Origin of the sequence: Brevundimonas sp. NIBR10, assembly GCF_027912515.1 — a bacterium.
GTDB lineage: Bacteria > Pseudomonadota > Alphaproteobacteria > Caulobacterales > Caulobacteraceae > Brevundimonas.
In genome coordinates, this window is record NZ_CP115464.1 from 2,752,307 (window position 1) to 2,767,003 (window position 14,697).

Annotated in this window: 11 protein-coding genes; 8 read left to right on the forward strand and 3 right to left on the reverse strand. The window is 66.1% G+C overall.

Translation table 11 applies throughout. The features are described 5' to 3' along the window. The first annotated feature begins 69 nt into the window (after window positions 1-69). The 4 genes from proS to O5K39_RS13580 all read left to right on the forward strand — a co-directional run bounded on the left by proS (window position 70) and on the right by O5K39_RS13580 (window position 4,027). Window positions 70-1,383: a proline--tRNA ligase gene (gene proS / locus O5K39_RS13565; RefSeq protein ID WP_271144148.1), complete on the forward strand. Its 1,314-nt coding sequence runs from the start codon at window positions 70-72 to the stop codon at window positions 1,381-1,383. 11 nt (window positions 1,384-1,394) lie between these two features. Further along, window positions 1,395-2,684: a lipoprotein-releasing ABC transporter permease subunit gene (locus O5K39_RS13570; protein WP_271144149.1), complete on the forward strand. Its 1,290-nt coding sequence runs from the start codon at window positions 1,395-1,397 to the stop codon at window positions 2,682-2,684. After that, a complete protein-coding gene (locus O5K39_RS13575) occupies window positions 2,677-3,378 on the forward strand; it encodes an ABC transporter ATP-binding protein (RefSeq protein ID WP_271144150.1) in 702 nt (233 codons plus the stop codon). Before O5K39_RS13570 ends, O5K39_RS13575 begins: the two co-directional genes overlap by 8 nt. Window positions 3,379-3,502: 124 nt before the next feature. Further along, complete coding sequence (locus O5K39_RS13580; RefSeq protein WP_271144151.1) at window positions 3,503-4,027, forward strand: hypothetical protein; 525 nt, start codon at window positions 3,503-3,505, stop codon at window positions 4,025-4,027. A 23-nt stretch (window positions 4,028-4,050) separates the two neighbouring features. Here the strand turns inward: O5K39_RS13580 and O5K39_RS13585 are convergent, their stop codons facing one another. Then, a complete protein-coding gene (locus O5K39_RS13585) occupies window positions 4,051-4,167 on the reverse strand; it encodes a hypothetical protein (protein ID WP_271144152.1) in 117 nt (38 codons plus the stop codon). Between the two features lie 288 nt (window positions 4,168-4,455). Between O5K39_RS13585 and dnaE the strand changes: the two genes are divergently transcribed. The 3 genes from dnaE (at window position 4,456) to O5K39_RS13600 (ending at window position 10,951) form a co-directional block, all read left to right on the forward strand. Beyond that, complete coding sequence (gene dnaE / locus O5K39_RS13590; RefSeq protein WP_271147162.1) at window positions 4,456-7,917, forward strand: DNA polymerase III subunit alpha; 3,462 nt, start codon at window positions 4,456-4,458, stop codon at window positions 7,915-7,917. 85 nt (window positions 7,918-8,002) lie between these two features. Beyond that, entirely contained in the window at window positions 8,003-9,439 is a 1,437-nt protein-coding gene (locus O5K39_RS13595) for a M28 family peptidase (RefSeq protein ID WP_271144153.1), read from the forward strand. Between the two features lie 228 nt (window positions 9,440-9,667). After that, window positions 9,668-10,951, forward strand: coding sequence for a site-specific integrase (locus O5K39_RS13600; protein WP_271144154.1), 1,284 nt, complete (start codon window positions 9,668-9,670; stop codon window positions 10,949-10,951). 405 nt (window positions 10,952-11,356) lie between these two features. Here O5K39_RS13600 and O5K39_RS13605 read toward each other — a convergent pair whose 3' ends face one another. Further along, window positions 11,357-12,655, reverse strand: a complete 1,299-nt coding sequence (locus O5K39_RS13605; RefSeq protein ID WP_271144155.1) for a type II toxin-antitoxin system HipA family toxin — start codon at window positions 12,653-12,655, stop codon at window positions 11,357-11,359. Continuing rightward, window positions 12,652-13,005: a helix-turn-helix transcriptional regulator gene (locus tag O5K39_RS13610; RefSeq protein WP_271144156.1), complete on the reverse strand. Its 354-nt coding sequence runs from the start codon at window positions 13,003-13,005 to the stop codon at window positions 12,652-12,654. Before O5K39_RS13610 ends, O5K39_RS13605 begins: the two co-directional genes overlap by 4 nt. Before the next feature lie 788 nt (window positions 13,006-13,793). Between O5K39_RS13610 and O5K39_RS13615 the strand changes: the two genes are divergently transcribed. Next, a complete protein-coding gene (locus tag O5K39_RS13615; protein ID WP_271144157.1) occupies window positions 13,794-14,693 on the forward strand; it encodes an endonuclease/exonuclease/phosphatase family protein in 900 nt (299 codons plus the stop codon). Window positions 14,694-14,697 lie beyond the last annotated feature (4 nt).

Here is a 14,697-nt window from a genome sequence, read left to right on the forward strand (position 1 = left end):
TTCTGCCTAGCTTTCGCCCTTGGTGACCCGCTAAAGCGAGGGACGCCGTTCGCCACGAGAGTCTGCCCCATGCGCCTGTCGCGCTATTTCATGCCCATCCTGAAGGAAGCCCCTTCGGACGCCCAGATCGTGTCGCACCAGCTGATGCTGCGCGCCGGGATGATCAAGCAGGAGGCGGCCGGTATCTATGCTTGGTTGCCGCTGGGGCTGCGGGTGCTGAACCGCATCGAGCAGATCGTGCGCGAGGAGCAGGAACGGGCGGGGGCGGTCGAGGTGCTGATGCCGACGCTGCAACTGGCCGACCTGTGGCGCGAGAGCGGCCGGTACGACGCCTATGGTCCGGAGATGCTTCGCATCACCGACCGGCACGAGCGTGAGCTGCTGTACGGGCCCACCAACGAGGAGATGATCACCGACATCTTCCGCAGCTTCGTCAAGAGCTACAAGGCCCTGCCGCTGAACCTGTTTCACATCCAGTGGAAGTTCCGCGACGAGCGCCGGCCACGGTTCGGCGTCATGCGCGGCCGCGAGTTCCTGATGAAGGACGCCTATTCGTTCGACGTCGACGAGGCCTCGGCGAGGAAGGCCTACAACCGCATGTTCACGGCCTATCTGAACACCTTCGCGCGGCTGGGGCTGAAGGCCGTGCCTATGCGCGCCGACACCGGACCCATCGGCGGCGACCTGTCTCACGAGTTCATCGTCCTGGCCGATACGGGCGAAAGCCAGGTCTTCTGCGACCGCCGCCTGGTCGAGATGCCCGCCCCCGGCAACGACGTGGACTGGGATGACCTGCAAGGCGTCTTCGACGAGCGCACGTCCATGTACGCCGCCACCGAAGAGATGCACGACGCCGCCGCCTTTGAGGCCCAGACGCCCGAGGCCGATCGCCTGACCGCGCGCGGCATCGAGGTGGGCCACATCTTCTACTTCGGCACCAAATATTCCGCGCCGATGAAGGCGAAGGTGGCCGGTCCCGACGGCAAGGACACCGAGGTCCATATGGGCTCCTATGGCGTCGGGGTGTCGCGTCTGCTGGGGGCCATCATCGAGGCCAGCCATGACGATGCCGGCATCATCTGGCCCGACGCCGTGGCCCCGTTCGACGTGGTGGTCATCAACCTGCGCGCCTCCGACGAAGCCGTAAGCGCGGCGTGCGAGGATGCGGTCGCGCGGCTAGAGGCGGCCGGCAAGGTCGTCCTGTACGACGACACCGACGAACGCCCGGGCGGCAAGTTCGCGACCGCCGACCTGATCGGCGTGCCGTGGCAACTGACCATCGGCCCCAAGGGCTTGGCCGACGGCGTGGTCGAGCTGAAGCGCCGCGCGACGGGGGAGAAGGTGTCGGTGGCGCTGGATCAGGCGCTGGAGAAGCTGGCTTGACGGACGCTTCCTTGGCCGCGAAGCCTTCCAAACCCGCCGGTGCCTTCTCGTCGTGGGAAATCGGCCTGGCCCTTCGCTACCTGCGCGCCAAGCGCAAGGAGGGCGGGGTGGCGCTGATCGCGATCATCTCCTTCTTCGGGATCATGCTGGCCGTGATGGCCCTGATCGTGGTGCTCAGCATCATGTCGGGCTTCCGCTCCGAACTGCTGGGCCGGATGCTCAGCTTCAACGGCCATATGTACGTTCAGGGCGCGGTCCTGACCTCGCCCGAGCGTGACGCGGCCCTGACCCGCATCAAGGCCGTGCCCGGCGTCGTAAGTGTCAGCCCCCTGGTGGAGGCCCAGGCCATCATCCGCGCTGCGGGCCAGACGACCGGTGCTTACGTCCGCGGTCTGCGACCTGAAGACCTCGAAACGATGCAGTATGTGTCGGCCAGCCTGTCGGACGAGGCTAAAGCGAGCTTCGGGCGCGGCTTTTACGGCGGCAATAACATTCTGATCGGACAGGCTCTGGCCGACCAACTGGGCGTACGGGTCGGCGACCCGATCACCGTCTATTCGCCGACGGGGGCAGAGAGCGCTCTCGGCAATCTGGGCGGGCAGTCCAAGACCTACTTTGTTGGTGGAACTTACTCTTCAGGCACCGCAGACTACGACCGCGCCTTCATCTTCATGCCCCTGGAACAGGCGCAGCTGTTCTTCGGCAAGGAGGGCCTGTGGGACGTCATCGAGCTGAAGGTCGACGAGGCCGATCGGGTGCAGGACTACCTGGCCCCTGTCCGTGACGCGGCCGGCGCCGGATCACTCGTCACCGACTGGACCCAGCGCCTGGCCGCCTTCTGGGGCGCGCTGAAGGTCGAGCGGGTGGCCATGTCGATCATCCTGGGGATGGTGGTCGCCATCGCGGCGCTGAACATCATCTCCGGCATCGTCATGCTGGTGAAGAACAAGACCCGTGACATCGCCATCCTGAGGACCATCGGAGCCAGCCCGTCGTCGATCCTGAGGGTCTTCTTCATGGCTGGGGCGTCGATCGGGGTGGCCGGCACGATCGTGGGCCTGATCCTGGGCCTGCTGTTCTGCCTGAACATCGGAGCTATCCAGCATTTCCTGGAGTTCGTCTTCCAGACCCAGCTGTTCAACGCCGACGTCTACATGCTGGACGCCATCCCGGCCAAGGTGGACCCGATGGACGTCGTCTGGATCACCCTGTGGGCCGTCTTCATGTCCTGCGTGGCCAGCATCATCCCGTCGTGGCTGGCGACCCGGATCGATCCGGTCGAGGCGCTGCGTTATGAGTAATCCGGTCCTGAGCCTGCGCGGGATCACCCGCACCTATGTCACCGGGCGCGGCGAGCTGACCGTACTGCGCGGCGTCGATCTGGACGTCATGCCGGGCGAGATCGTCGGCCTGATCGGGCCTTCGGGGTCGGGCAAGTCGAGCCTGTTGCACGCCGCCGGCCTGCTGGAACGGCCCACCGACGGCACGGTCATGATCGACGGCGAGGATGTCGGCGCGCTGGATGAACGGGCCCGGACCCGCATCCGCCTGAACCGGATCGGCTTCGTCTATCAGTTCCACCATCTGCTGCCCGAGTTCGACGCGCGGGACAACGTCGCCCTGCCGATCCGTATCGCCGGTCGGCCCCAGGCCGAGGCGCGGCGCATGGCCGAGGCGGCGCTGGGGTCGCTGGGGTTGGCCGAACGCGTCCTGCACCAGCCGGCACAGATGTCGGGGGGCGAGCAACAGCGCGTCGCTCTGGCCCGGGCGCTCGCCAACCAGCCGCGCCTGCTGCTGGCCGACGAGCCGACCGGCAACCTGGATCCCACCACCAGCCAGACGGTGTTCGAGTCGCTTCAGAGACTGGTCAAGGACACAGGGGTCGCCGCCCTGATCGCCACCCACAACATGGAGCTGGCCGGCCACATGGACCGCGTCTTCGCCCTGAAGGACGGCCATCTGGAAGAACGCCCGGCGGAGAGCCACGCCTACTGAGCCAAGGGTGGGCTGATCGATGCTTTCGGGGTCTGGATCGATCCCCGGGGTGTGGCGATCCGGTCTTTGCGGTTCGGCAGGGGCGGGCCTAGGCTCGCGCCCTCACCGTCGCCGGAGACCGCCCATGATCCGCCTCGTCCTGATATCGGCCTGTGCCGTCACCCTGGCCGCCTGTCAGCAGCCGGCGTCCGAGCCCGCATCGGCACCCGTCGCCCCGGTCACGGATATCACGCCCACCGCCGCCGCCGACATCCCGCCCGAGGTCGTCGCCGTCGTCCAGGCCGCTCGGCCGGGCTTCATCGTTGCCGAGGCCGAGTTGAAGGAACGCGAGGGCCGTAGCTACTATGACGTCGAGGGCACGCTGAACGGCGCCGAGATCGAGTTCGATCTGCTGGAAACGCCCCAGGGCTGGACCGTGGTCGAGATCCAGCGCGACATCGTCTGGACCGAGGCCCCCGCCGCCGTCCGCGCCGCCGCCGAGACCGCCCGCGCCGGCCTGACCCCCGTCCGCGTCATCGAAAGCACCCAGGCCGCCGACGGCGCGGTGATCTATGAGCTGTTCGCCGAGGGCAAGCCCGACGTGCCCTCGCTGGAAGTCCGCCAGAAGGACGGCAAGGTCGACGTCCTGAAGGAGGTCTGGCCGCACTGAGCGGCCGCTCCCTCAGCGAGTGGCTACTTCTTGCCGGGAACCTGGGTGAAGGGCGAGGTGCCTACGACCACGGCGGGCTTGGCCTTCTCGGCCTTGGGCTTCCGCGTTTCCTTGTTGCTGCGCACCTGACCCTTGGCCATGACCGATACTCCGTGCGCCGCCCGCCGGGATGGCGGGGAGGGGCGTCCGGATCAGTCTAACGTGTGATCCCGTCGTCTGTCGTGGAAAACTCGCCCCAAAGCCTGTTGACGAGAACAAAAAGCCAACATAGAACATTCCCGGAACACGCAATCTGGGGATAAGACGATGTCGAGGTGGGTCAGGGATATGCTGTCGCTTGCATCGTGCGGCGGCTTTGTCTGGATGGTCTGGCAGGCGGCGACTCTGGTCGCGTGAGTCGTTTTCGGCCTGCTCGCGAGGAACAGGCCATCACCGACACCACCGGAAACCAGGGCTTCGTCCACCTCCGCGTCCGTTCGGCCTATTCGCTGCTGGAAGGCGCGATCAAGGCGGGCAAGATTCCGGGCCTGGCCTCGGGGGCCGGGATGCCGGCCGTGGCGGTGGCGGACCGGGCCAATCTGTTCGGGGCGCTGGAGTTTTCCGAGGCCGCCAAGGGGGCGGGGGTTCAGCCGCTGATCGCCTGCGCCCTGCCGGTCACCGGCATCGGCGGCAAGATCGCCGAGCGGTGGGCCAAGGTCGCGACCATCGTCCTGATCGCCCAGGACGAAACGGGATGGCTGAACCTGTCGGCCCTGTCGTCCTCGGCCTATCTGGACGCCGGCGACGACGAACCCGGCGTGCCCTGGTCAAGGGTGGTCGCCCATTCCGAGGGGCTGATCCTGCTGTCCGGCGGCCCCGACGGCCCCGTCGATCCCCTGTTCGTCCAGTCAAAGCCCGCCGAGGCCCATGCCGCACTGGCCACGATGGCCGAGGTCTTCGGCGACCGCTTCTACGTCGAACTGCAACGCCACGGCCTGCCCAGCGAGGGACAGGCCGAACAGGGTCTGGTGGCCTGGGCCTATGACCATGACGTGCCGCTGGTCGCCACCAACGACGTCCATTACGCCAAACAGTCCCAGGCCCGGTCGCACGACGCCCTGCTGTGCATCGCCGACGGGGCCTTCACGGGACAGGAGGATCGCCGCCGGATCACCGACCAGCACTGGTTCAAGCCGGCCGAGGCGATGCGCGCCCTGTTCGCCGACCTGCCCGAGGCCTGTGACAACACCATCGACATCGCGCGGCGCTGTGCCTTTCTGGTCAGGACCCACGCCCCTATCCTGCCGCGTTTCGACACCGGTGATGGCCGGTCCGAGCCCGACGAACTGATGCACCAGGCCCGCGAGGGGCTGAAGGAACGGCTGCGACAGGTCGCGCCCTCCGCGCCCGAGGCCGACTACTGGACCCGGCTGGAGTGGGAGGTCGGGATCATCCAGCAGATGGGCTTCCCCGGCTATTTCCTGATCGTGGCGGACTTCATCAAATGGGCCAAGTCGCACGGCATCCCCGTGGGGCCGGGCCGGGGGTCGGGGGCCGGGTCGCTGGTCGCCTGGGCCCTGACCATCACCGATCTGGATCCCTTGAGGTTCGGCCTGCTGTTCGAGCGGTTCCTGAACCCCGAACGGGTCTCCATGCCCGACTTCGACATCGACTTCTGTCAGGAGCGCCGCGAGGAGGTCATCGACTACGTCCAGCAGCGCTACGGCCGCGACCGCGTGGCCCAGATCATCACCTTCGGCACGCTCCAGGCCCGCGCCGTGCTGCGCGACGTCGGCCGGGTGCTGCAGATGCCGCTGGGGCAGGTGGATCGCCTGGCCAAGATGATACCGAACAACCCGGCCAACCCCACCACCCTGGCCCAGGCGATCGAGATCGAGCCCCGGCTGAAGGAGGCGCGCGACGCCGAGCCGGCGGTGGCCAAGCTGCTGGCCACGGCGCTGGAGCTGGAAGGCCTTTACCGCAACGCCTCGACCCACGCGGCGGGCATCGTCATCGGCGACCGGCCGCTGGTCGAGCTGACACCCCTGTATCAGGACCCGCGCTCGGACATCCCGGCCACCCAGTTCAACATGAAATGGGTCGAGCCGGCCGGTCTGGTGAAGTTCGACTTCCTGGGCCTGAAGACCCTGACGGTGCTGGACCGCGCCTCGACCTATCTGAAGCGGCGTGGCGCGGCGCAGGATTTCAACCTGCTGCCGCTGGACGATACGCGCACCTATGAGCTCATGGCCTCGGGCCAGACGGTCGGGGTGTTCCAGCTGGAATCCCAGGGGATGCGCGACACTCTGCGCAAGATGCGCTGTGGCTCCATCGAGGAGATCACCGCGCTGATTTCCCTCTATCGCCCCGGCCCGATGGAGATGATCGACACCTATATCGACCGGAAATTCGGTCGGGCCGAGGTCGACTATCTGCATCCCTCGCTGAAGGAGACGCTGTCCGAGACCTACGGCGTCATCATCTACCAGGAACAGGTGATGAAGATAGCCCAGATCCTGGCGGGCTATTCGCTGGGGGAGGCCGATCTTCTGCGCCGGGCCATGGGCAAGAAGAAGAAGGAGGAGATGGACGTCCAGAAGGCGCGCTTCATCAAGGGCGCCTCAGAGAAATTCGTGCCGGAACAGCAGTCGGACGGCATCTTCGAGCTCGTCGCCAAGTTCGCCGGCTATGGTTTCAACAAGTCGCACGCCGCCGCCTATGCGCTGATTTCGTACCAGACGGGCTGGCTCAAGGCGAACCACCCGGTCGAGTTCTTCGCCGCCTCGATGTCGCTCGATCTGTCGAACACCGACAAGCTGGCGGTCTTCTATCAGGACGCCCGCAAGTTCGACGTGCCGGTGCGCGCGCCCGACGTGAACCGGTCCTCGGCCGACTTCGACGTAGCCCAGGAAGACGACAAGGGCGTCGTCCTCTATGCCCTGGGGGCCATCCGCAACGTGGGCCTCGAGGCCATGAAGCATGTGGTCGAGGTGCGCGAGACCGGCGGACGGTTCGCCGACATCTTCGACTTCCTCGAACGGGTCGATCCGCGAAGCGTCAACAAGCGGGCGCTGGAAGGGCTGGCCAAGGCGGGCGCGTTCGACACCTTCCACCCCAACCGGCGACAGCTGTTTGAACAGGCCGACGTCCTGATGGCCTATTGCCAGTCGGTCGCGGCGGAACGCGCCTCGTCCCAGGTCAGTCTGTTCGGCGCCGATCAGGCCCATGCCGCGCGGCCACGGCTGAAGGCCGTCGAACCGTGGATCGGGCCGGAGCAGTTGGATCACGAATTGTCAGCGGTCGGCTTCTACCTGTCGGGTCACCCGCTGGAGGACATGGTCCCGGCCCTGAAACGCAAGCGCGTCACCTTCGTCGCAGAGGCCACGGCCCTGGCCGAAAGCGGGCACGAGGCTTTCATGATGGCCGGGGTGGTGCGGCGTCGTCAGGAGCGGGCCAGCGCGCGCACCGGCGAGAAATTCGCTTTCGTCACCTTCTCGGACCCGACCGGCGAGTTCGAATGCCTGTTTCCGCCCGAACAGCTGCGCAAATGCCGCGAGGTGCTGGAGGTCGGAACCTCTGTCCTCGTCCGCATCCGCGCCAAGGCCGCGGACGGCGAGGTGCGGTTCTTCGGCGACGACGCCTCGCGGCTGGAGGCGATGATCGACGATTCGACGGCGGGCCTGCGTGTCCACGTCTCGGCGCGCGGCACGGACCCGGAGGCGATCCGCTCCCGGCTGGAACGATCGCTGTCGACCGATCGGGGCGGCAAGGGTGGCGAGGTCTCGCTGGTCGCCTCGCTCGACGGCCGGCGCGAGGTCGAGCTGAAACTACCCGGCCGCTATCGGCTGGACGGTGCCCTGCGCGGCGCGCTCAAGTCTGCGCCAGGTGTCTTGATGCTGGAGGACGCGTGACGGCCGGCCATAGTGGTGCTTCCCCGCTTTCCGCCTCCGCCCTGACCCGCTAAGCCCGTCGCTCGTCCTGTCCGGAGTCGCCCCCATGTCCGCCCGCACCCTGTTTGTTTCCGCCCTCGCACTTGCCGCCGTGTGCGGCCTGTCGGCCCCGGCCGTCGCACAGGATGCGGCGACGATCGCGACGGCCGAACAGCTGCGTGACCAGGTGCTGAGCGACAACGTGGCCCTGGACTACGTCACTCAGTTGACCACCCGGTTCGGCCCTCGCCCGGCCGGCTCCCCGTCGGAGCAGGCGGCCGCCGCCTGGTCCGCCGAGTATCTGAAGGGGCTCGGGTTCAAGAACGTACGCATCCAGTCCTTCCCCCTGGTCGGGTGGGAGCGGGGCGAGGAGAGCGCGTCGATCCTCGGTGATCATCCCCAAAGGCTGGTCGTCGCCGCCCTGGGCCACTCGATCCCGACCCCGGCGGGAGGCATCGAAGCCGAGGTGGTCCGCTTCGCCACGCTCGAGGCCTTGATCGCGGCCCCGGCGGGATCGTTGACCGGCAAGATCGCCTATGTCGATGCAGGCCAGTTGGTCGCGAACCAGGACGGCTCCGGCTACGGACCCCTGACCCGCATCCGGGGTGCCGGCCCGAACGAGGCGGCCAAGAAGGGCGCGCTGGCCTTCATCATGCGTTCGGTCGGGTCGGACGAACACCGCATGCCGCACACCGGCACCACCCGTTATGTCGACGGCAAGGTGCCGCTGCCGGGTTTTGCGCTGAGCGCGCCCGACGCAGACCAGCTCAGCCGTCTGTTGGCCATGGGCGAGCCGGTTCGCCTGCGCCTGTCGTCCACGGCCCGCACCTATGAGACGACCTCCCAGAACGTCATCGCCGATGTGCCCGGCCGGGCGCGGCCGGACGAGATCGTGCTGCTGGGTTCCCACCTGGACAGCTGGGACCTGGGCACCGGCGCCATCGACGACGGGGCGGGGGGCGCCATCACCATCGCGGCGGCCAAGGCCATCCTCGACAAGGGCGGAGCCGAGCGCACGGTCCGGGTCGTCCTGTTCGGGGCCGAAGAGGTGGCCCAGCCGACCAATACCGGCAATGGCGGCGGCGCCTATCTGCGGTCCTTGAGCCCCGCCGAACTGGCCGGTCACGTGTTCACGGGCGAGAGCGATTTTGGGGCCGACCGCATCTATTCGCTGGGCCTGCCTGTCGGCGCGCAGACGTCGGAATTCGCGCGGATCGCCGGACGGGTGCTGTTTCCGATCGGCGTCCTGCCTGCCGGTCAGCCCGAGCTCAACGGCGGCGCCGACATCGGCCCGATCGTCCAGGCCGGGGTGCCTGTGTTCGGCCTGAACCAGGACGGCATCCGCTATTTCGACCTGCACCACACCGCCGACGACACCCTGGACAAGATCGACCCGGTCCAGATGACCCAGAACGTCGCCGCCTGGACTGCCCTGGTCTGGCTGGCCGCCGATTCGGATGTCGATTTCCGCGCGATGAAGCCGGTGACGCCGCCGGCTCCCTGAACCGAAACCGGTGGACGACCGCGCCCCGTGCAGGTAGCGCAGAAACGCCGCCGGAGGGTCTCCGGCGGCGTTGCGGGCGTGGCGAAATGGTAGACGCAGCAGACTTAAAACCCACTACCGTAGATTTACGTAGCTAAATCAACTGGTTGCGAAGGGTAGAGACTTACACATACCTTACACAGTTGCCGCATGCGGCAAGGAGGTCATGTGCCGGAGTCTCACTCCCTCATGGACGGCAAGCTTCACGTGTACCGTCGCGAGAACAGCCGGTTCTGGCAATGCGCGACCTATCTCAACGGTCGCAACCATCGTCAGTCGACGAAGGAAACGAACATCGCTTTCGCGCGAGAATTTGCGCGCGAGTGGTATCTCGACCGGGTCGCCGAGGATCGTCTTCGCAAGTCCGGGAAGCTACCGGCGGCGCCGGAGACGTCTGTCGTCATTCCTGCACGAGTCGCGCCGAAACGGCCGGGCGAAAAGACCTTCCGTGAGGCCGCGGCCGTCTTCGAAAAGGAGTTCGAGGCGATGACGCTCGGTGAGCGGAACACCCACTACGTCGCCGGCAAGGGGCGGGTGATCCGGCTTTATCTGAATCCGTTCTTTGGCGACCTGCCGATTTCCGAAGTCTCCGCCGGTCGGATCCAGGATTACCGGCTGCACCGCGTCACGCCTCCCGACGAACCGCAGCGGGTGCGCTTCGTCTCGGATGGTCAGGAGCGGATCGGCAAGGCCAGGGTCTGGAAACGGCCGAGCCGCCAGACCCTCCACAACGAGATGGTCTGTCTCCGGCAGGTTCTGAAGACCGCGAACCGGAAAGGATGGATTTCGGCGCTTCCGGATATGAGCAACCCATATCGAGCTTCCGGCAAGGTGAGCCACCGGGCCTGGTTCTCACCCGAAGAATACAAGCGTCTTTACGAAGCGACCCGAGAACGCGCGAAGAACCCGAAGAAGGAACGCTGGCGCGAAGAATGCGAGCAGTTTCACGACTTCGTAATATTCATGGTCAATACCGGGCTGCGTCCCGACGAGGCGCAGCGCCTGGAGTTCAGGGACGTCTCGATCGTCAAGGATGAGGCGACCAGCGAACGGATCCTCGAGATCGAGGTGCGTGGCAAGCGCGGCGTCGGCTACTGCAAGAGCATGCCGGGAGCCGTCCGCCCCTTTGAGCGGGTGCTGAAACGCAAGAATGGTCAGCCCACCGATCTCGTCTTCGGGCTGGTGCAACGCGAGCTTCTCAACGCGATCCTTGACGAACTAGGTCTCAAGAAGGATCGGGATGGCAAGCCAAGGACGGCCTATAGCCTGCGTCATACCTACATCTCGATGAGACTGATGGAGGGCGCCGACATCTACCAGGTGGCCAAGAACTGCCGCACCAGCGTGGAGATGATCGAGAAATATTACGCCTCCCACATCAAGAACGTGCTCGACGCATCGGCCATCAATGTCCGCAAGCTAAAGCCCGCCAAACGGCGGGTGGCGAAGGCTCTGGCGACGGACGTCGACTGAACTCGCCTTGGCGATAGTGATCGAACGCGGCTATAGAGCGGTTCGGCCCGCGGGCGTGGCGAAACTGGTAGACGCAACGGACTTAAGCTGAGGATTGAGTGCGCCGGGGGAAATCCCGGACGTAGAACCGCTCAAAGTCGGGGAACCCTGTCAAATGGCGATCCCGAGCCAAGCCCGTCTCCGGACGGGAAGGTGTAGAGACTAGACGGGCGGCGTCTAAGGCCTTCGGGCTACGACGAAGGGATAGTCCAGACCACGAACGCGCTTCGGCGCGGCGGCGAAAGTCGAAGTGGTATGAAAATCCGTCGGGCTTTGCCCATGCCGGTTCGACCCCGGCCGCCCGCACCAAACTTAATCCGATGAACGCTGCTCCTGAAATGGGCCAGCGGCGCCCGTCGCTTGTCGCTAGAAATCCGCCTTGAGGCTGGGGTCGATCGACTTCCGCATGAAGTCATCGACCTCGGCCGCCTCGGCGAACCGGGGCCAGTCCGCGACCGTCGCGACGACCTCGTCGATGATGGCGCGGGCGCGGGTGGCGTTGATCGAAGCGGTGGCCGCGCAGGCTTCGAGATCCGCCCGTGAGATGTCCTTGCGCCGGCCGTTCACCGACATCTGGTGCTGCCGCAGCCACTGGTTCGTCAGGTCCAGGGCCCAGGTCACGTCGTAGGCGGGGGACAGGGACCAGACGCCGTTGCGATCCATCAGGAAGGCGATGTTCTTGACGTGATCGTCCTGATTTCGGGCGACGACGTTGAACGTCATGCGTCGGAACAGCTCCTCCATCTGGTCCATCGGCAGGTTCAGCTGCCGCATGACCTGAAAGGCCTGCTCATAGGTGTAGCTGTCCGGGCTGCAGTAGTCGTAGTGGGCGAGGGCGGCCAATGACTGCATGTGCAGCTTGCCGCCGGTCTCCGTGCGGTCGAAGCGGCGGGTCATGAAGTGTCTGCGGCCGCCCTCCGGCAGTAGCCTGCAGTCGGTCATGTTGATGCCGGCCGCCTTGGCCATTTCCGAATAGGCGAACTCCACAGCGCCGAACCCTTGCGGGTCGGCCAGGCCGCGGTCCCGGTTGTCGCTGACGCCGTCGAACTTGAGCAGCCAGTAGCTAAAGCCGTCGCCGGCATCGACCTGACCTGACCGGACCTCGTTCGTATCCGGGTTCCAGGCGATGATCGCCTTGGCGCGGGCGCCCCCGGCCGAGGCGCCGACCTGAAGAATTTCCCGCAGCGCGTCGGCCTTGTCCGGGTCTCCGAAAGAGACCTGCAGGGTGTTGCGGTTGGTCAGCACTTCCGACGCCAGCTCGACGAGGGTCTCGATGTGAACTCGCTCGGACTTGCGCGTGCGCGGGCCGGCGGCAGGCGTGAACTCCAGGGCGCCCATGCCGCGAGAGGCCATGTAGCAGAGCCGTTCGACGGCGTCGGCGCTGTCCGGAGTTCGCCCCTGCGTCGCCAGCCAGGCGTTGATCAGTGTGTGGCCGTAGCGGTCGGGCAGGGCATCCGCGAGCATGCCCGGCAGGCCGTAGAAGCTTTCGGGGTTCAGGCCGGAAAAGCTGTAGATTCGGTCGCTGAGCGGCATGAACAGCGGTGCCACCTCAATCTGCGAGCGCAGGAAGGCGGGTTCATAGGCGAAGGTCGCGACGTCGGCGCCCTCAGCCAGCGAGACGGCCCCGATCCGGCGGCCCCACAGATTGACGGCGGCGATGGTCATGCCTCGTCACCCCAGCGCCAGGGTTGGGTCGCGTCGTCGTCCGGGCGCGCGTCAGGCCGGGCCCGTTGGCGAACCTTGCCTTGCCGCTCCAGCAGGTCGATCGGATTGGCCGGCGCATCCGGAAGGAACCGGTCGAGACCGTCCAGCTTCTCCAACACCCGAAGCGCGCGAACCAGATTGATCAATTGGACAGAGTCTCCGGCCTCAAGGCGCTCTACTGTGCGCTTCGACACCCCAGCGGCCTCAGCGAACTGCGATTGGGTCATGTGGCGTTGCAGGCGGTAGTCCGCCATCCTGCGCCCGACCTCGGTCAGAACCGCCTGATCTGTGGTAAGATTGGTTACCTTCATAATTCGCCACCTTCGGCGACTTATATACCCCTTAAGGGGTTAATTCGTCAACAATGGCGACTTATACGTAGGAAGTCCTTTCCTTCTAACTCGTCATAGATGGCGACTTCGGGTCGTTTAAGCCCTTAAGTCGCCAAGTCTGGCGACTTAAGGGACGTGAAAGCTATCAATAGGTCTGTAGCGTCCTGTCGCGAGCGGTTGTCGCTGGCCTTGCCTGTCAGGATGTTGGCGTCAGGGATGCTGGCGTCAGGGAGGACAAGGTGCCAAGCGCGATCGGAACTGCGGCGAATGGGGCAATCGGCAGGGCTTCGGCGCCGTGTCCGATCGCGATGCCCCCGCCCGTGGAAGTCGCGGCGAACGCCACCGCCACTCCGATGAGACCCAAGCCCGAGTGCCGCAGCAGGATGGCGCTTTTCGTGAGCCCTCTTCGTGCTGGGCTCAGAGGCTGGAGCTTGTCAGTGAACGCTCCCTTGAGTTGACGGGCAGTCGAATGGGGGACGGGCCTGGAACTTCTGCGAGGAAGCCCGGGGTTTCAGGACCAGCCGCCGCCGACGCCAAGCGTCCCCCGGCTCTCGGTCGGCCCCTATCGTTCCGGAACCCGTCGCGGCCAGCCTACAGGGTCGTGGCTACGACGCAATCGACGGCGCGGCCTTGGAATGACGCATCGCGGGAATCGGTTCGATACGATAGGCGATACTGCCGGACCGCGACCGACCTCGCGCCCGGCTGCGGTCCCGCGCCGACCCGCCGTCGGCCGGGCCGCACCCTTCCCGGCGAGGACCTCGAACATGAAACCCCTCATCGCGCTTTCACTCTCGGCTATCGTCCTGTCCGGATGCATCGGCATGACGCCGAACCGCGATAGCGGGAGCCTCAAGGTCGCGAGCTGGAATATCGAGCACCTCGCCGAGCGTGACGGCGAGGGCTGCAGCCCCCGTACCGAGGCGGACTACGCCCGACTGCGCGATCATGTCCGCGCACTGGACGCCGATGTGATCGCCTTCCAGGAGGTTCAGAACAAGGCAGCTGCGGAACGGGTGTTCGACCCGGCGATCTATGACGTGGTCATGTCAGGCCGCTCGCCCAGCACGCGCAGCAGCGAATGCCGGGCTCAGCCGGGCCTGTTCATCCAGAACCAGGCCGTCGGCTTCGCGATCCGCAGGGGCGTGCCCTGGACACGCCATCCCGACCTCAACGCGCTGGCGCTCGGAAGTCCGGACCTGCGCTGGGGCGTGGATGTGACCGTGTCTCGCGGTCGGCCCGTGCGGCTGCTGGCGGTGCATCTGAAATCCGGCTGCAACTCTGGCCGCGAACCGACGGATCCTGACTGCCCTGTCCTGTTCGACCAGCTCCCGGTGCTGGAAGGATGGACGGAGGCGCGGGCTGCGAAAGGGGAGGCCTTCGTCGTGCTTGGGGACTGGAACCGCCGTCTCGCGAGCCGGAATGACGCTTTCCTGGCCGATCTAAACGATGGCGAACCGGCCGGATCGGGGCTTACGCTGGCCTCCGGCGACAGGCCGGCGGGCTGCAAGGCCCGCTATCGTGAGTACATCGACTTCATCGCGACCGGATCGGTCGCGACCGCACGCGTCGAGCCGGAGTCATTCGAAGAGTATCGCTATGGCGGGATCGCGGAGACTGAGCATCCTTCGGACCACTGCCCGATCTCGGTTCGCATCGCCGGCTGAGGTC